13 protein-coding genes are annotated in these 16,844 nt (G+C 71.3%); 8 read left to right on the forward strand and 5 right to left on the reverse strand.

The genetic code is table 11. The features are described 5' to 3' along the window. Positions 1-73 precede the first annotated feature (73 nt). Entirely contained in the window at positions 74-1,021 is a 948-nt protein-coding gene (locus J8M50_RS22530; RefSeq protein ID WP_010356150.1) for an NmrA/HSCARG family protein, read from the forward strand. 119 nt (positions 1,022-1,140) lie between these two features. Here the strand turns inward: J8M50_RS22530 and J8M50_RS22535 are convergent, their stop codons facing one another. The 3 genes from J8M50_RS22535 to J8M50_RS22545 form a co-directional block, all read right to left on the reverse strand. Further along, entirely contained in the window at positions 1,141-1,692 is a 552-nt protein-coding gene (locus J8M50_RS22535; RefSeq protein WP_010356148.1) for an AMIN-like domain-containing (lipo)protein, read from the reverse strand. A gap of 141 nt (positions 1,693-1,833) precedes the next feature. Next, a complete protein-coding gene (locus J8M50_RS22540; RefSeq protein WP_010356147.1) occupies positions 1,834-2,442 on the reverse strand; it encodes an RICIN domain-containing protein in 609 nt (202 codons plus the stop codon). 192 nt (positions 2,443-2,634) lie between these two features. Further along, a complete protein-coding gene (locus J8M50_RS22545) occupies positions 2,635-3,789 on the reverse strand; it encodes a MalY/PatB family protein (protein WP_010356146.1) in 1,155 nt (384 codons plus the stop codon). A gap of 102 nt (positions 3,790-3,891) precedes the next feature. On the opposite strand from J8M50_RS22545, the gene J8M50_RS22550 reads away from it, so the two are divergent. Continuing rightward, positions 3,892-6,372 (forward strand): NB-ARC domain-containing protein, encoded by a 2,481-nt coding sequence (locus J8M50_RS22550; RefSeq protein ID WP_010356145.1) that lies wholly within the window; start codon positions 3,892-3,894, stop codon positions 6,370-6,372. 3 nt (positions 6,373-6,375) lie between these two features. Here J8M50_RS22550 and J8M50_RS22555 read toward each other — a convergent pair whose 3' ends face one another. Then, positions 6,376-8,040, reverse strand: coding sequence for a hypothetical protein (locus J8M50_RS22555; protein ID WP_010356144.1), 1,665 nt, complete (start codon positions 8,038-8,040; stop codon positions 6,376-6,378). Between the two features lie 389 nt (positions 8,041-8,429). On the opposite strand from J8M50_RS22555, the gene J8M50_RS22560 reads away from it, so the two are divergent. Further along, the gene (locus J8M50_RS22560; RefSeq protein WP_158002814.1) at positions 8,430-9,743 is read left to right on the forward strand and encodes an OFA family MFS transporter; all 1,314 of its coding nucleotides are present in this window, start codon (positions 8,430-8,432) and stop codon (positions 9,741-9,743) included. Positions 9,744-9,847: 104 nt separating this feature from the next. Here J8M50_RS22560 and J8M50_RS22565 read toward each other — a convergent pair whose 3' ends face one another. Then, positions 9,848-10,501, reverse strand: a complete 654-nt coding sequence (locus J8M50_RS22565; protein WP_010356142.1) for a GntR family transcriptional regulator — start codon at positions 10,499-10,501, stop codon at positions 9,848-9,850. Positions 10,502-10,596: 95 nt separating this feature from the next. On the opposite strand from J8M50_RS22565, the gene glyA reads away from it, so the two are divergent. Genes glyA through J8M50_RS22590 form a run of 5 tightly spaced genes read left to right on the forward strand, consistent with a single transcriptional unit; the run spans position 10,597 to position 16,760 of the window. Beyond that, the gene (gene glyA, locus J8M50_RS22570) at positions 10,597-11,856 is read left to right on the forward strand and encodes a serine hydroxymethyltransferase (protein ID WP_010356141.1); all 1,260 of its coding nucleotides are present in this window, start codon (positions 10,597-10,599) and stop codon (positions 11,854-11,856) included. Further along, on the forward strand, positions 11,853-13,073 hold the full coding sequence (locus tag J8M50_RS22575) for a sarcosine oxidase subunit beta family protein (RefSeq protein ID WP_010356140.1): 1,221 nt from the start codon (positions 11,853-11,855) through the stop codon (positions 13,071-13,073). Before glyA ends, J8M50_RS22575 begins: the two co-directional genes overlap by 4 nt. 9 nt (positions 13,074-13,082) lie before the next feature. Beyond that, entirely contained in the window at positions 13,083-13,364 is a 282-nt protein-coding gene (locus J8M50_RS22580; protein WP_010356139.1) for a sarcosine oxidase subunit delta, read from the forward strand. After that, a complete protein-coding gene (locus J8M50_RS22585; protein ID WP_010356138.1) occupies positions 13,361-16,168 on the forward strand; it encodes a sarcosine oxidase subunit alpha family protein in 2,808 nt (935 codons plus the stop codon). The genes J8M50_RS22580 and J8M50_RS22585 overlap by 4 nt, the downstream gene beginning before the upstream one ends. Then, on the forward strand, positions 16,161-16,760 hold the full coding sequence (locus J8M50_RS22590) for a sarcosine oxidase subunit gamma (protein ID WP_010356137.1): 600 nt from the start codon (positions 16,161-16,163) through the stop codon (positions 16,758-16,760). Before J8M50_RS22585 ends, J8M50_RS22590 begins: the two co-directional genes overlap by 8 nt. Positions 16,761-16,844 lie beyond the last annotated feature (84 nt).

Below are 16,844 nucleotides of genomic sequence, written 5' to 3' on the forward strand. Positions count from 1 at the left end.
CTGGTTGACGTGTCATCTTGATGGTCCTAGGCTTCTGGTTGAAGCGTCAACCACGGCCTTTCGGAGGAGCACCATGAACGGCAAGAAGGTCATCGCGGTCGCCGGAGCCACGGGTGCGCAGGGCGGCGGGTTCGCCCGCGCGGTCCTCGCGGACCCGGAGTCCGGCTTCACCGTCCGCGCGCTCACCCGTGACCCCGAAGCGCCCGCCGCCCGGGAACTCGCCGGACTGGGCGCCGAGGTCGTACGGGCGGACTTCACCGACGAGGCGAGCGTCCGCGCGGCGTTCGAGGGCGCGTACGGCGCGTTCCTGGTCACCAACTTCTGGGCGCACATGTCGGCGGAGAAGGAGACCGCCGAGATCGAGGTGCTGGTCCGGTCCGCGCAGGCCGCGGGGTTGCGGCACGTCGTCTGGTCGACGCTGGAGGACACCCGCGAGCTGCTGCCGCTGACGGATGAACGGATGCCGGTCCTCCAGGGTTCCTACAACGTCCCGCACTTCGACGCGAAGGGTGAGAGCAACCGGCTCTTCACGGAGGCGGGCGTGCCGACGACGTTCCTCAACGCCACGTTCTACTTCCAGGGTTTCCTCGGCCAGTTCGCCCCCCAGCGCGGCGACGACGGCGTCCTGACCCTGACCCTCCCGCTGGAGGACGGCAAGCTCCTGTCCGGCGTCGACGCCGAGGACATCGGCCGCACCGGGTTCGCGCTGATCAAGGGCGGTGAGCAGTACATCGGCGAGACGGTCGGCCTTGCGGGCGACCACCTCACGGGCGCGCAGTACGCCGAGAAGCTGTCCGGCGCGTACGGCGAGCCGGTGCGGTTCCAGTCGGTGCCGTACGACGTGTTCCGCTCTCTCGGGGTCCCTGCTGGGGACGAGATCGGCAACATGTTCCAGTACTACGGCGACTTCGACCGGGAGTTCACGGGGGCGCGGGATCTGGTGCGGCTGCGGGAGATCAATCCGGAGCTGCGGAGCTTTGACGCGTGGCTGGCGGAGAATGCGGGGAAGTTCAGCGGGTGACGTGTCAACCTTGAGGGTCGTGGTGAGCGCCGGGGGCGTGGTGGGTGTCAGGGGCGTGGCGGGTGCCGGAAAAGGTGTGATCCGAAATTGGTGTGAACCGTTTCCGGCACTCGGAACGATCACCAGGTATGAGCGACATCCACCACGAGCCGGTCGGGCAGGACCAGCACTCTGAACGGCAGCCGGGCGCGGACCCCGAGGCCGATATGGGTCCCGTTGTCGTACGTGCCGCCGAACTTGGCGTCGCGGAAGGTGCGGTAAGAGGTGAGGTCGAGGCCGGGGAGCGGGGCCGCGAGGCGCACGGGATAGCGGGCCGTGTCGACCGGCGCCGTGAACTCGACCTCGATGATGGCCCCGCCGGTGACCGGAATGCCGGTCTGGGACGGGGGATGGGAGAAGCTCGGGACGTACTGGACCCAGTACGCGGCGGGATCGGCGGTCGTCATCCCGGGGATGTCGAGAACGATCCGGTCGTAGCAGTCGTGGCGGCCCGTCCGTACGTCCGTGAGGGATCCGACCGTCGCGATCGAGCCCGGCGCGGCCTTCGTGTCGCTGCCCCAGCCCGTCGCGCAGACAGCGGCGGTGCGCGGAGCGGCGACGGCGGCCGGGGCGAGGGCGGTTCCCGTGAGCACCAGCGTGGTCGTGGCCAGGGCGGTGGCCCAGCGTTTCATGGGTGGGTGGCTCCTCTCGGGCGGGTGTCCGTGCCAGGTGGGACCACGGGGGTGGGGGAAAGGTTGGGGCGTGGGGCCGTCGGTTTCCGGACATTTCCCGGGGGTGCCGGTGTTGTCGGTTTTCCGCCGGCCCGTTCGCTGTCAGTCCGCCCAGACGTCCCACCACTGCTGCGACTGGAAGTTCTTCTGCCAGAGCTGGACGCGGGCGCCGTTGCCCCAGACGTTGGCGTCGCGGTCCAGGACGATGTTGCCGCCGCCGTAGAAGAGGGCGTTGTAGATCGCGCGGTCGCCGGACGGGTGGGACCAGCTCTGCTGCGCGGTGTTGTTGCAGTCCCAGATCTGGACCTTGGTGCCGTTGGCGCCGCCGCCGTTGGTGTCGGCGTCCAGGCACTTGCCGGGGAAGCGGTAGCTCTCCAGCGCGCCGTTGTTCCACAGGTACCAGCGCTGCTGGGTCGTGCCGTTGCACTGCCAGACCTGGACGACGGTGCCGTTGCCGCCGCCGTTCGCGTCGACGTCCAGGCACTGGGTGGTGGGACGGTTCGCGAAGTCGTTGGTGATGCGCACGGGCAGGTCGAGGACCTTCTTCAGGGCCGGGGCGGTCAGGCCCGGGGCGGGAGCGGTCCAGTGGACGGGCCGGGACGGGGGCGCCGCGCTCGTCGAGGGGGTGTCGGCGCTCGCCGAGGGCGTGAAGGCCAGAGCGGTGGCGAAGGCCGCGGCGGTCACCGCGGCCCAGCGTCCGGTGCGGGGCATGTGCTCTCCTTGTCGCTGGGGTCGGTCCGTTTGTCGCTGGGGTCGGTCCATGTCGCACAAGTCGAATCCCGTACGGGGGTCACCTCAGCACAGCGGGATGAGCACGCGGCACGCGCGAACAGGCCAAGCCTGTGTGTTTTCTGTGGGGCGGACGGGGAACGCCGGTCCCACTGGTCCCACTGGTCCCGTCGGTCAGTCGAGTGCCGCCGCCATCCTCCGTACCCCCTCCGCCACGTTCTCCGGGGACGTCGCCAGGTTCATCCGGACGAAGCCCGCGCCGCCGGTGCCGAAGGAGGGGCCGGAGTTGAGGGCCACCCGTCCGCGTTGGAGGAAGACGTCCGCCGGGTCGTCGCCGAGGTCCAGCGCGCGGCAGTCCAGCCAGGCCAGGTACGTCGCCTGCGCCGGGGTGTACCGCACGGCGGGAAGGTGCTGTGCCAGGAGCCCGGCGACGAGGCGCCGGTTCTCGTCGAGCCCCGCGAGGACCGCGTCGAGCCAGTCCCCGCCGTCCCGCAGCGCGGCGGTGTGCGCGATGACGCCGAGGTGGCTGGGACCGTGGCCGACCTCCTCCGGGAGCCGCGCGAGATCGTCCCCCGCGTCAGGTCCGGCGACGGCGACGGCCGCCTTGAGCCCGGCCAGGTTCCACGCCTTCGACGCGGACATCAGCGACAGCCCGCTCTCCGCGCCGGGGACACTGAGGTACGGCACGAACGCCGCGCCCGCCGCGACGACCGGCGCGTGGATCTCGTCCGCCACGACCCGCACGCCGTACCGCGACGCCAGCGCCGCCACCGCGGCCAGCTCCTCGGCCGTGTGCAACGTACCCGTCGGGTTGTGCGGGCTGCACAGCAGGAACGCGGGCCGGCCGCCCTCCGCCGCGACCCGGCCGAACGTCTCCTCCAGCACGGCGAGGTCCATCCGGCCGTCCGCGCCGAGCGGGGCCTCGACGACCACCCGGTCCATGTTGCTGATGAACTGGTAGAACGGCGTGTACACAGGGGAGTTGACGACGACTCGGTCCCCCGGACCCGACACCAGCTTCAGCATCTCGACGACCCCCAGCATCACGTCCGGCACGATCGCCGTACGCTCCACCGCGAGCCCTTCCCACCCCCACCGCTTGCCCGCGAACCCGGCCAGCGCCTCGGCGTACGCCGTCCCCGCCGGGTACCCGGTGTCCCCGAGCGCGACCGCGTCCACGAGGGCCCGCGCGACCGGCTCCGCGAGATCGACGTCCATCTCGGCGACCCACAGGGGCAGGACGTCCTGCGGATACGTCCGCCACTTCATGCTCGTACGACGCCGGAGCCGGTCGAGGGGGACCCGCCGCAGCGGGTTCGCGTTCTCCATGGGGCCAAGCTAGGCGAGGCACGACGTATCGCACACGGTCGAGGACGCTACGGTGGGTGTCCGACCGTGCTCTGCGGGGCTGGAACGAGTGAAGGGGGCTGTGTGGAGGCCGAGTTGGCGGGTCTTGCCGCGTCGGGGGCGACGGCGCTGGTCGGGCTGATCGTCTCCGAGGGGTTCGAGCGGGCGAAGAGCGGACTGACCCGGTTCTTCGGACGACGGGCCTCGGGCGAGGGCGCCGAGGAGGAACTGGCAGCTGCACACGAGGAGTTGGGCGGGGCGGGCGACACCGGCGCTCGGGCAGCTGTCCAGGACCGCCTGCGCCACCGCCTGGAGGAGGTGTTCCAGGAGGACTCCGGCGCCGCGGCCGAACTGGCACGCCTGCTGTCCGACCTGGCCCCGGACGCGTCACGCGGCTACGTCGAGCTGGTCGGCGCGGGCGTGAACCACGGCCTGGTGCTCCAGGGTTCACCCGTCCACGGGAACATCCATTTCCACGTCCCGGCAGCACCCTCACCCGCCCCGGACCGCCGGGTCAGACCTGACCAAGTCCCCGCCCTGACCATGCCGTTCAGCAACCGGGAGGCCGAACTCGGAACCCTGGAGACGAGGCTCGGCGCGAGAGCGGGCGCAGCCGTGGGCGTGGACGTCCTGTTCGGCCCTCCCGGCGTCGGCAAGTCGGCCATGGCCTGGCGGTGCGCGGAGAAGACCAAGGCCCATTTCCCGGACGGCCAGCTGTACGTGGATTTCGCGGCCCTGCGCGACGGATCCGCCCCTCTGCCCGGCCCCGGCGGGGACGTCTCCGAGGCCCTGGCCATGTGCCTGAGGTCGCTGCCGGGAGGAGAACTCGGCATCCCGGACTCGCTCCACGACCGCACCAACCTGTTCCGCTCGCGCACGGCCGACCTGCGGATCCTGCTCGTCCTCGACGACGTCGACCAGGCCGCACAGGTCCGTGCCCTCATCCCCAAGGGGCCGGGCAGCGCCGTACTGGCCACGAGCCAGCGCCGGATCGGTGAGCTGGCCGTCGGGGGCAGCGCCCGGTTCGTCCGCGTCGAGACGCTGGACACGCACGGCGGGCTGGAGCTGTTGCGGGACCGGTGCTGCAGGGAGGTGGTCGAAGCCGAACCGGAGGCCGCGAAGCGCCTGGTGGAGCTGTGCGACGGGCTGCCCGTGGCATTGCTGGTGGTGGCGGCACGGCTGAACGACGAGTGCCTGAGCATGGCGGAACTGGCCGCCGAACTCGACGACGAGGCCGGCCGGCTGGCCGGTCTCGCACTGGATGGGGAGGAGTCCGTCGTGTCCACTGTCCTGGGTCCCACGTACCGGCTGCTGCCGCCCGAAGCGGCCCGGCTCTACCGGCTGCTCGGCCTGCTGCCGGTAGGCCGCTTCGACGCGGGCGTGGCCGCCGTCGCCGCCGAGGTCACCCCGGAACGCGCCAAGAGCCTGCTGCTCGTCCTGGTGAAGGACGGCCTGGTGGAGAAGGCGCACGACGACCGGTACCGCATGCACGACCTGATCCGGCTGCACGCCCGTGAGCGCGCGGCCGAGGAGGAGCCGGCGACCGAGCAGACGGCGCTGATCGAGCGCGTGGGCACGCACTACCTCGTGCTCTGCGCGTTCGCGGACCGGGCGCTCAGGAAGGAACGGCTGCGGGCCGCCGACCTCTCGCACCTGCTGCGCGGCGCCGCCGACCCCTTCGCCACGGCCGGCGGTCCGCCGCCGCTGGAGTGGCTGGACGCCGAGCACACCACCGTCCTCGCGGTCCTGCGCGAGGCCGTCCGGCACGAGCTGTACCCCCTGGCCCGCAGGCTGGCCGAGTCGTTCTCGGTGCTGTTCCTCTACCACCGCTACCTCAGGACCTGGGTGGAGGTACTGGAGCTGGGCATCGAGGCGGCCGAGAAGGGGGAGCCCGACGAGGAGGCCCGGGCGACCGGTGCCAGGCTGCGCAGCCTGCTGTCGCGTCCGCTGCTCGACCTCGGCGAGAACGACCGCGCGGGAGAACAACTGGAGCGGGCCGTCGCCCTGGCCGAGACGACCGACCGCCTCGCGCTGAAGGCATCCGTCCACGAGTTCCTCGGCCGGTACCTGGACGTCGTCGACCCGCCCCGGGCGGCCGATGCGTACCGGCGCTCCCTCCAGCTCAACGAGCAGGCGGGGGAGACGCGCGGCGCCGCCCTCGTCACCTTCTTCCTCGGCTGCGCGCTGGACGCCCAGGGCGAGCACGCGGAGGCCCTGACCCTGCTGCGCCGGGCGCACCAGGAGCTGACGGACCGCGCCGAGCCCGACCTGCGGATGGCGGCGCGGGCGAAGGCCGCCATCGGCGTCGTACACGGCCGTCTCGGCGACACCGCGCAGGCGATGCACGACCTGCGGGAGGCGATCGGGGAGCTGGCCGGGGTGGCGGACGGGATGCAGTACGAGGCACAGGCCCGGGTCCGGCTCGCCGATATCGCCGAAGAGGCCGGCGGTCACGAGGAGCTGGTGCGCGAGTGCCTGAGCCGCGCCGCCGCCATCTACGAGGCGCTCGGCGACAGCCGCCGGGAAGAGGAACTGCGGCGCCGCCTGGGGGACTTCGGAGGCTGAGCCCTATCCGAGACGAAGACGCAGGACGACGTCCTCGTCCCGCACCCCGTCGACGTACAGCGTCACCTGCGCGTCGTCCAGCGCGAGCCCCGCGCGCAGACAGGCGTAGACGACCGCCGCCGGCAGGCCCGGGTCCGGCACCGGTCCCGTGACCCCGGCCTCCACGACGCGGCCGTCCCTGAGCCCGGCCAGATAGCCGCCTCCGCGCACCGCCGACGCCGCGAGGAGACTGCCGGGGAACCGGGCGAGGGTGTCCTCGATCCAGCGCAGTGCCGCGACCGGCGTCGGTGCGCGGTGGCGTCGGACCAGGACAGAGGCGCTCTCGGTCAGCCGGCGGTCGCGCTCGTCGTCCGCGCAGGCCAGGTGGGTGAAGAGGGCGTCGGAGTCGGGGAGGGGATCGCCGTACGCGGTCACGGCCGCCGGGAAGCGGCGCACGGTGACCGTCGGCGTCGCCCCGCCGGTGACGCCGGTGGTCACCTGCCACGAGGTGACCGGTGCGGCGGGCGGGTCCGGGACGGGCAGCGTCGCGGGGGCCGGGGGAGCGGAGGAGGGTTCCGGGAGTCTCAGCAGGTCGTAGAGGGCGGTGCGCAGCCGGGCGAGCGCGTGCCCCGGCTCGGCGAAGGCATGCGTGGCGACCTCGGTGTACCGGTCGGGCGTGTGCTCCCGTACGGCGTCCTCCACCTGTCGGCGCAGGTCTCCCCGCGTGTCGAGCCGGGGCGCGAGGGACGCCAGGCGGTGGGCGGCCGTCCCCGGCACCGCGTCGCTGCCGAAGGCGGCCAGCAGCAGGGGCGTTCCCGCAGCCGCCCCGTACAGCGTCACGGAACCGTGATCGCCGATCACGACGTCGGCGGCGACCAGCGCGGGGCGCCAGGCGTGGGCGGCCGGCATCAGCAGCAGCCCTGCCTCCAGGGCGGCGGCCTGAAGGGTACGGATCTGCCAGGCGCCGTGCGCCGACCACACGTTGGGGTGCACGATCGCGCCGACCCGGTACGCGTCGAGGGGAAGGTGCGCGAGGAGCCGGGGGAGCAGGTCCGGACGGCTGCCCAGGAGGGAGGTCGGCCCCCAGGTCGAACTGACCATGACCAGACGTTGGTCCTCCGCGACGCCCAGCGCCTCGCGGTACGCCGCCCTGTGGTCCCGGCTCTCGGCCAGTTCGTCGAAGCACGGGTCACCCACCAGCAGTGTGTGCCCCGCCGCCTTCGGGTGAGCGGCGAGCAACTGCTCCTCCTGCGCCGGGTGCGAGATCGCCAGCCAGGCGCGTCCCGATTCCAGCAAGGAGTCCGGTACGACGCCGGAGAGCCGCTCGCGGTGACTGCGGGAGTCCGGTACGAGCTTCTGGAAGCCGACGCCGTGCGGCAGCACCAGCACGGGGCAGTCGCCCTCCGGCACGTCGATGTTCTCGCTGGCCGACAGGATCAGGTCGGGGGAGATACGGCCCACCTGTTCCCAGGGGGCGACCCGGCACCCGGCGGTGCGCAGGAGGTCGAGCACGCCGTCGTTGAACGCGGAGGTGGGGTCGTGCGCGAAGACGACGGTCACGCGGGGGTCGTCACGCAGAAGCGCGGGCAGCGTTTCCAGGACGCGCACGGTCGAGGTGAAAGTACGGGCGGCGACGATGAGCGTGCGCTCGCCTCGGAAGGTGATCCAGCGGTGGGCGTCGGGCCCCACAGGCACACGAAGCGGCTGACTACCGAACAAGCCGACCGCCTCTAACAAACCTGGTCCTCCAGTCGATCAGCGGTTCGCGGCTGATGGCGCTTTTATCGCATTTCAAGCCGGTTGGCAATCTTTTGAGAAATCTGAGGGTGAGGGGGTGCGTGAACCCGTACACAGTAACGAACCACACGCTCCCTCCCCGCTCCTCGCTCCTCAGCACCCGACAGTGAACCTCCGCTGCACGAACGACACTCCCGCCCACCGGTTACGACACCTCCTGCCGGATGCCCGGACCGCGACCCCGTTGAGTGAACTCCCCGTGTGCCGTGCCGAACACGCGCCACCCCCGGTGATCGACTGCGGAGCCGAAACGTTCGTCCGCTATGCCGAGGTGGCTGGTTGTGAAGTCTGTAATCGACAGGTCCCGTGAGGGGCAGAGGTACGTACGGCCGGACGCCGCCCGGCGTGTGGTGGTCTCCGTGTCGATGCCGGTGCTGATGCGCCGTACCCGGGGGAGGCACCGGATCTGGGTCGCCGTGGCGGCGGTGGTGTTCCAACTCGCCCTGGGGTCCGTCTATTCGTGGAGCGTGTTCGCGCGGGCGCTGAGGGAACCCGGCTCGACGTTCGCGTTCGACGCGACGCGCGCCACGCTGCCGTTCAGCGTCGCCGTCGGGATGGTGTTCGTCGGGACCTGGTGCGGCGGCCGGCTCCAGGAGCGGCACGGTTCCCGGGTCACGGCGATGATCGGCGCGGGGATCTACTCGGCCGGGATCATCGCCTGCTCGGCCGCCCGGGACGCGGCCGACCTGTGGGTCCTGATCCTCTGCTACGGCGTCGTCTCCGGAGTCGGGCTCGGCATCGGGTACATCGTCCCGACCGCCCTGCTCCAGCGCTGGTTCCCCGACAAGCGGGGGCTGATCACCGGCATCAGCGTCGGCGGCTTCGGCCTCGGGCCGGTGCTCAGCGCGCCGGTGCTGGCGGCCCTCGTCCACCGCTACGAGACCGTACCCACCCAGGCGTTCCTGCCGATGGGCCTGCTCTGCGCGGCGATGACCCTGCCGGCGGCGTGGCTGTTCGTGAACCCGCCCGCGTCCGCGTCCGCCTCCGTCGTGGTCGGCCGCAGCGTACGGCCCTCCTTCACCGGGCGTGAGGCGCTGCGCAGCCGCGAGTGGTACCTCCTCGCGACGATCCTGTTCGCCAGCGCGCTCGCGGGCATCAGCCTCGTCAGCGTGCTGGCCCCCGCCGCGCACGCCATCTCCGGGTACGACGCCGGGTCCGCGGCGGCGCTCACCGCGGCGGCCGGGGTCTTCAACGGCGTGGGCCGCCCGCTGGCCGGCGCGATCTCCGAACGGGCGGGCCGGATGCGGACGTTCGCCGTCCTCCTCGTCGTCCAGGGCCTCGCGCTCCTCGCCCTGCCCTGGGCCCACGACCCCGCCCTCTTCGCCGTCCTCGTCTGCGCGGTCAGCCTCGCGAACGGCGGCGGGTTCGGGACGATGCCCGCAACTGCCGGTGACTTCTTCGGTGTTGCCCACATCGGCGCCGTCTACGGTCCGATGCTCGTCTCCTGGAGCCTGGCCGGCGTCATCGGCCCCCTGACCACCGCTCACCTCGCGAGTGACGGCTACACCACGGCGTTCGTCACGGTCGGCGTGGTGACGCTCGCGGCGGTGGTCCTGACGGCGATCACGAGACCGCCGGCGCCACGGACGACGTGATCCTGTACGGGGGTGACCCGCACGGCGGTCACCCCCAACCAGGCGGTCAGTACGGCGAGGACGACCACCCCCGCATCCGCGAGGCCGCTGAAGGCGAGGCCCGCTCAGATCACCCCCCGCACCGCCTTCTCGAACCCCTCCACATGCCTGCGCGCCAGCTCCTGTGCCCGGTCCGGCTCGCCCGTCACGATCGCCTCGATCAGTGGTCCGTGTTCGACGACGTGGCCCGCCATGTCGGGGAGGCGGTCGATGAAGAGGCACCAGATGCGGGTCGCGAGGTTGTCGTACTGGACGAGGGTGTCCTCCAGGTAGGGGTTGCCGGTCGCGGCGTAGACGGCGCGGTGCACCTGGAGGTCGAGGCGGAGCAGGGCGGTCGCGCCCTGGCGGCGGGTGTCCGCGCTCTCCAACTCGCCCCGCAGCCCGGTGAGTACGGCCCGGTCGGCGGGGGTGGCCCGGCGTGCGGCCTGCGCGGCGGCGAGGGGTTCCAGTTCCTGGCGGACCTCGGAGACGTGCGCGAGGTCGGTGATGTTGACGTCCGTGGCGAAGGTCCCGCGCCGGGGGTACGTCGTGATGAGCCGCTCGTACTGGAGCCGCTTGAGCGCCTCGCGCAGCGGCGTGCGGCCGACCCCGAGGGACTGCGCCAACTGCTCCTCGTTGATGGGCGCGCCGGGCCGGATCGCGAGCAGGACGAGCTGGTCGCGTACGGCGCGGTACGCCTGTTCGGCGAGGGACAGCTCCTCGGCCGCCGTCTGCTGCATGGACGCCCCCTTGACGCGTGCGGTGAGCTCCCATACGTTACCGCACAGCTTGATATATCAGTCGCGTATCAGCCGGTTCCCAGGATGGTGAACAGATGACCCTGTCCCTCCCGCTCGCCGCACTCGACCCGGACGTGTCCGCCGCCGTCGCGGCCGAACTGCACCGCCAGCAGTCGACGCTGGAGATGATCGCCTCCGAGAACTTCGCGCCCGTCGCGGTCCTGGAGGCCCAGGGCTCGGTGCTCACGAACAAGTACGCCGAGGGCTACCCCGGCCGCCGCTACTACGGCGGCTGCGAACATACCGACGTCATCGAGCAGTTGGCGATCGACCGGGTCAAGGCCCTGTTCGGCGCCGAACACGCCAACGTCCAGCCCCACTCGGGCGCCCAGGCCAACGCGGCGGCGATGTTCGCCCTGTTGAAGCCCGGCGACACGATCCTCGGCCTCGACCTCGCGCACGGCGGCCACCTGACGCACGGCATGCGCCTCAACTACTCGGGCAAGCTGTACAACGTCGTGCCGTACCACGTCCGCGCGTCCGACCTGCGGATCGACATGGACGAGGTCGAGCAACTCGCCCTGGAACACCGGCCGAAGCTGATCGTCGCGGGCTGGTCGGCGTACCCGCGCCAGCTCGACTTCGCGGAGTTCCGGCGGATCGCCGACGCGGTCGGCGCGTACCTGATGGTCGACATGGCGCACTTCGCCGGGCTGGTCGCGGCCGGGCTGCACCCGAATCCGGTGCCGTACGCGGATGTTGTCACGACGACCACGCACAAGACCCTCGGGGGACCGCGCGGCGGCGTGATCCTCACGCGGGCCGGTCTCGCGAAGAAGATCGACTCGGCGGTCTTCCCCGGCCAGCAGGGCGGCCCGCTCGAACACGTCATCGCCGCCAAGGCAGTTGCCTTCAAGGTCGCCGCGAGCGAGGACTTCAGGGACCGGCAGCGGCGGACGCTGGAGGGGGCCCGGGTGCTCGCCGGACGGCTGCTGTCCGACGACGTCGCCGAGGCCGGGATCACCGTCCTGACCGGCGGCACCGAGGTCCACCTCGTCCTGGTCGACCTGCGCAACTCGGAGTTGGACGGCAAGCAGGCCGAGGACCGGCTCCACCGGGTCGGCATCACCGTCAACCGCAACGCCGTCCCCTTCGACCCGCGCCCGCCGATGGTGTCGTCCGGGCTGCGCATCGGGACCCCGGCACTCGCCACGCGCGGCTTCGGCAGGCCGGAGTTCCGGGAGGTCGCCGACATCGTGGCGGAGACGCTCAAGGGCGAGGTGCCCGAGGGTGAACTCCGGGACCGGGTGACCAAGTTGGCGAACGCCTTCCCCCTGTACGGAGACCTCGCATGACCGAAGCCCCTCTCCCCGAGCACCCCGACTTCCTCTGGCGCAACCCCGACCCGAAGCGTTCGTACGACGTCGTCATCGTCGGCGGCGGCGGGCACGGCCTGGCGACCGCCCACTACCTCGCCGTCAACCACGGCATCACGAACGTCGCCGTCCTGGAGAAGGGCTGGCTCGCGGGCGGCAACATGGCCCGCAACACGACGATCATCCGCTCCAACTACCTGTGGGACGAGAGCGCGGCGATCTACGAGCACGCCCTCAAACTGTGGGAGCGGCTCCCCGAGGAGCTGGACTACGACTTCCTGTTCAGCCAGCGCGGCGTCCTCAACCTCGCGCACACCCTCCAGGACGTCCGCGAGGGCGTCCGGCGCGTGAACGCCAACCGCCTCAACGGTGTTGACGCCGAATGGCTGGAGCCGGACGAGGTCGCCGAGGTCTGCCCGATCGTCAACGTCTCCTCGAACACCCGCTACCCGGTGCTCGGCGCGACCTTCCAGCCCCGCGCCGGGATCGCCAAACACGACCACGTGGCCTGGGCGTTGGCCCGCAGCGCCGACGCGTACGGCATCGACCTGATCCAGGGCTGCGAGGTCACCGGCTTCGTCAAGGACGGGAACCGGGTCGTCGGCGTCGAGACGAACCGGGGCCGCATCCTCGCCGGACGCGTCGGCCTCGCGGCGGCCGGACACAGCAGCGTCCTGGCGGAACTCGCCGGGGTCCGCCTCCCCGTCCAGTCGCACCCGCTCCAGGCCCTCGTCTCCGAGCTGCACGAGACGGTCCACCCGACCGTGGTGATGTCGAACCACGTCCACGTGTACGTATCGCAGGCCCACAAGGGCGAGTTGGTGATGGGCGCGGGCGTCGACTCCTACAACGGGTACGGCCAGCGCGGCTCGTTCCATGTGATCGAGCAGCAAATGGCCGCCGCCGTCGAGCTGTTCCCCGCCTTCGCCCGCGCGCACGTCCTGCGCACCTGGGGCGGCATCGTCGACGTCACCCCCGACGCCTCCCCGGTCATCGGCACCACCCCGGTCGAGAACCTGTACGTCAACTGCGGCTGGGGAACCGGCGGTTTCAAGGCCACCCCGGCGGCCGGCTGGACCTTCGCGCACACCATCGCCACCGGCGAACCCCACGCCCTCAACGCCCCGTTCGCGCTCGACCGCTTCACGACGGGCGCCCTGATCGACGAACACGGCGCCGCGGCCGTGGCCCACTGAGGAGGCACCGTGCTGCTGATCGACTGCCCCTACTGCGGCCCGCGCGACGAGACCGAGTACCACTACGGCGGCCAGGCCCACGTCCCCTACCCCGAGAACGCCGGCGACCTCACCGACGAGCAGTGGGCCGAGTACGTCTTCTACCGCGACAACCCCAAGGGCCCCTTCGCCGAGCGCTGGGTGCACAGCACGGGCTGCCGCCGCTGGTTCAACGTCCTGCGTGACACCGCCAGTTATCAGGTCCTCGCCGTCTACCGCCTCGACGAGCCCCGCCCGGAAGGAACCCGATGACCGACCAGCCCTTCCGGCTTCCGCACGGCGGCCGTATCGACCGCGACACCGTCCTCCGATTCACCGTCGACGGACGGGAGTTGACCGGCCATCCCGGCGACACCCTCGCCTCCGCGATGCTCGCGAACGGGGTCATAGAGGTCGCCCCGTCCCTCTACCGGGGCCGCCCGCGAGGCATCGTCTCGGCGGGCGTCGAAGAGCCCAACGCCCTGGTGCAGCTGGACAGTTCCTACTCGGAGGGCATGCTCCCCGCCACGACGATCGAGCTGTACGACGGCCTTAGCGCCCGCACCCTCTCCGGCAAGGGCCGCCTCGATCCGTCCGACGACCCGGCCGCCTACGACAAGAAGTACGTCCACACGGACGTCCTGGTCGTCGGCGCGGGCCCCGCCGGGCTCGCCGCGGCCGTCGCCGCCAGCGACTCCGGCGCCCGCGTCCTCCTCATCGACGACCAGCCGGAGCCGGGCGGCTCGCTCCTCGACCGCTCCGAGTGGGTCACGGACCTGCGCGCGCGCCTCGACGCCGCGCCCGAGACCGTCGTACTCCACCGGACGACCGCCTTCGGGTCCTACGACGACAACTACGTCCTCGCGCTCCAACGGCGCACCGAGGACCTGTCGTTGAAGGGGGTCTCGCGGCAACGGCTGTGGCACATCCGGGCCCGGCAGGTCGTGCTGGCCACCGGTGCGCATGAACGGCCGCTGGTCTTCGCCGGGAACGACCGGCCCGGGGTGATGCTTGCCGGGGCTGTGCGGACGTACCTCGACAGGTACGGGGTGACGCCGGGTTCGCGGGTTGTGGTGAGTACGACCAATGACAGTGCGTACGACACCGTGGACGCGTTGCGGGCTGCGGGGGTCGAGGTCGTGGCTGTGGTGGACGCGCGTGCGGAGTTGTCGGCTCGGGCCGCTGTTCTGGCGGATGCCGTGCGGGTGTTGACGGGGAGCGCGGTCGTATCGGCGTCCGGGGAAGGGCGGTTGACCGGGGTCACCGTCCAAGGGCTTGATGGGCAGGAGGGCTTGGAGACTTTCGCGTGTGATCTGCTCGCCGTCTCCGGGGGCTGGAGTCCTGTCGTTCATCTGCACAGCCAGCGGCAGGGAAAGGTGCGCTGGGACGAGGAACTGGCCGCGTTCGTGCCGGACGGGGTGGTGCGGGGGCAGCAGGTGGTGGGGGCGGCTCGGGGGACGTACGACACGGACGACTGTGTCGCCGAGGGGGCTCGGGCCGGGGCGGTGGCCGCTGCCGAAGCAGGGTTCGCGGTGCCGGTGCCGTCGGTGTCTTCTCGGGTTTTCCGGCAACCAGCCTCGTCCGTACGGGCGTTGTGGACCGTGCCCGCCGAGTCGTACGACGATCACTTCGTCGATCTCCAGCGGGATGTGTCCGTCGCCGATGTGCTGCGGTCGACCGGCGCCGGGATGCGGGGAGTTGAGCACGTCAAGCGGTACACCTCGCTCGGGACCGCCAACGATCAGGGGAAGACGTCCGGGGTCAACGCGATCGGGGTGATCGCGTCGGTGCTCGGGGGTGAGCCGGGGGAGATTGGGACGACGGCCTATCGGGCGCCGTACATGCCGGTCGCGTTCGCGGCTCTCGCGGGGCGTGAGCGGGGGGAGTTGTTCGACCCGGAGCGGATGACGTCCGTGCATCACTGGCATGTCGAGCACGGTGCCGTGTTCGAGGACGTCGGGCAGTGGAAGCGGCCCCGGTACTACCCGTTGGACGGGGAGGACATGGACGCCGCCGTCGCCCGCGAGTGCCGGGCCGCCCGCGAGGGGGTCGGGTTCATGGACGCCTCTACCCTCGGGAAGATCGAGATCCGTGGCGCCGACGCGGGGGAGTTCCTCAACCGGATCTACACCAACGCGTTCAAGAAACTGAAGCCCGGCAACGCCCGTTACGGCGTGATGTGCAAGCCCGACGGCATGATCTTCGACGACGGGGTGACCCTGCGCCTCGACGACGAGCGGTACTTCCTGACCACCACGACCGGTGGCGCCGCCAAAGTCCTCGACTGGCTGGAGGAGTGGCTCCAGACGGAGTGGCCCGAACTCGACGTGTACTGCACGTCGGTGACCGAGCAGTGGTCGACCATCGCGGTCGTCGGGCCCAAGTCCCGTGACGTCGTGGGGCAGTTGGCGCCGGACGTCGACCTCTCCAACGAGGCGTTCCCCTTCATGGCCTTCCGCGAGACCACGCTCGCCTCCGGGATACCGGCCCGGATCTGCCGGATCTCGTTCTCCGGTGAACTCGCCTACGAGATCAACGTGGCCGCGTGGTACGGGCGTTCGGTCTGGGAGCAGGTGCACGCCGCCGGGCAGCCGTACGGGATCACCCCCTACGGCACCGAGACCATGCACGTCCTGCGCGCCGAGAAGGGGTACATCATCGTCGGGCAGGACACGGACGGGACGGTCACTCCGCAGGACGCGGGGATGGCGTGGGTGGTGTCGAAGCAGAAGGACTTCGTCGGCAAGCGGTCGTACTCCCGGCCCGACACGGTCCGCGCCGACCGCAAGCACCTGGTCGGCCTGCTGCCGGCGGACCGTACGACCCGGCTCCCCGAGGGCACCCAACTCCTCTCCCCGGACGTCGACTTGGACACGATCCCGGTTCCCATGCTCGGCCACGTCACCTCCAGCTACCACAGCCCGGCCCTCGGCCGCCCCTTCGCCCTCGCGCTGGTGTCCGGCGGCCGTTCCCGGCACGGCGAAACCCTCCTCGCCCCCGTCGGCGACGACCTGATCCCCGTCGAGGTCACCGACTTCGTCCTCTACGACCCCGAAGGGACCCGCCGAGATGGCTGAACAACTCGCGGTCAGCCCGCTGGCCCACCTGAAGGAAGCCCTGTCGGCGGCGACGGTGACGGGCCCCCGAGGTGTCTCCTTGACGGAACTCCCGTTCCTCACGATGGTGAACGTCCGCGTGAACCCGGCCTCGGAGGCGGCGGCGCGGATGGAGAAGACGCTGGGCGTCTCCCTCCCCAGGGAATCCGGCCGTACGGCAACATCCGGTCCCCACACGGCCACTTGGTCGGGTCCGGACGAATGGCTCGTCATCTCCAGCAGCGAACCGGCCCCGCTCACCGCTGACTTGAAGGAGTCCCTGGGTACGGACCCCGGCTCGATCGTCGACCTCTCCGCGAACCGCACGACTCTCCAGCTCACCGGCCCGAGCGCCCGTGCGGTCCTGGAAAAGGGCTGTCCCCTGGACCTCCACCCCCGCGAATTCGGCCCCGGACGCGCGGTGTTGACGACGGTGGGTCCGATACCGGTTCTGCTGTGGCAGGTGGACGATGCGCCGACGTACCGTCTGCTCCCGCGCGCGTCGTTCGCGGACTATCTGGGGCGGTGGCTGATCGACGCGATGGAGGAGTTCGGGGGGCCGGAGGTGCCCTGAGGGGTGTCGTGGCCGGGACGTCACTTGTACTGGTCGGCTACCGCCGCCTGCAAGGCGTCCCGGCGTGCCACGATCGCTGGGTGT

It is taken from the genome of Streptomyces acidiscabies (assembly GCF_020010905.1).
Classification (GTDB): domain Bacteria; phylum Actinomycetota; class Actinomycetes; order Streptomycetales; family Streptomycetaceae; genus Streptomyces; species Streptomyces acidiscabies.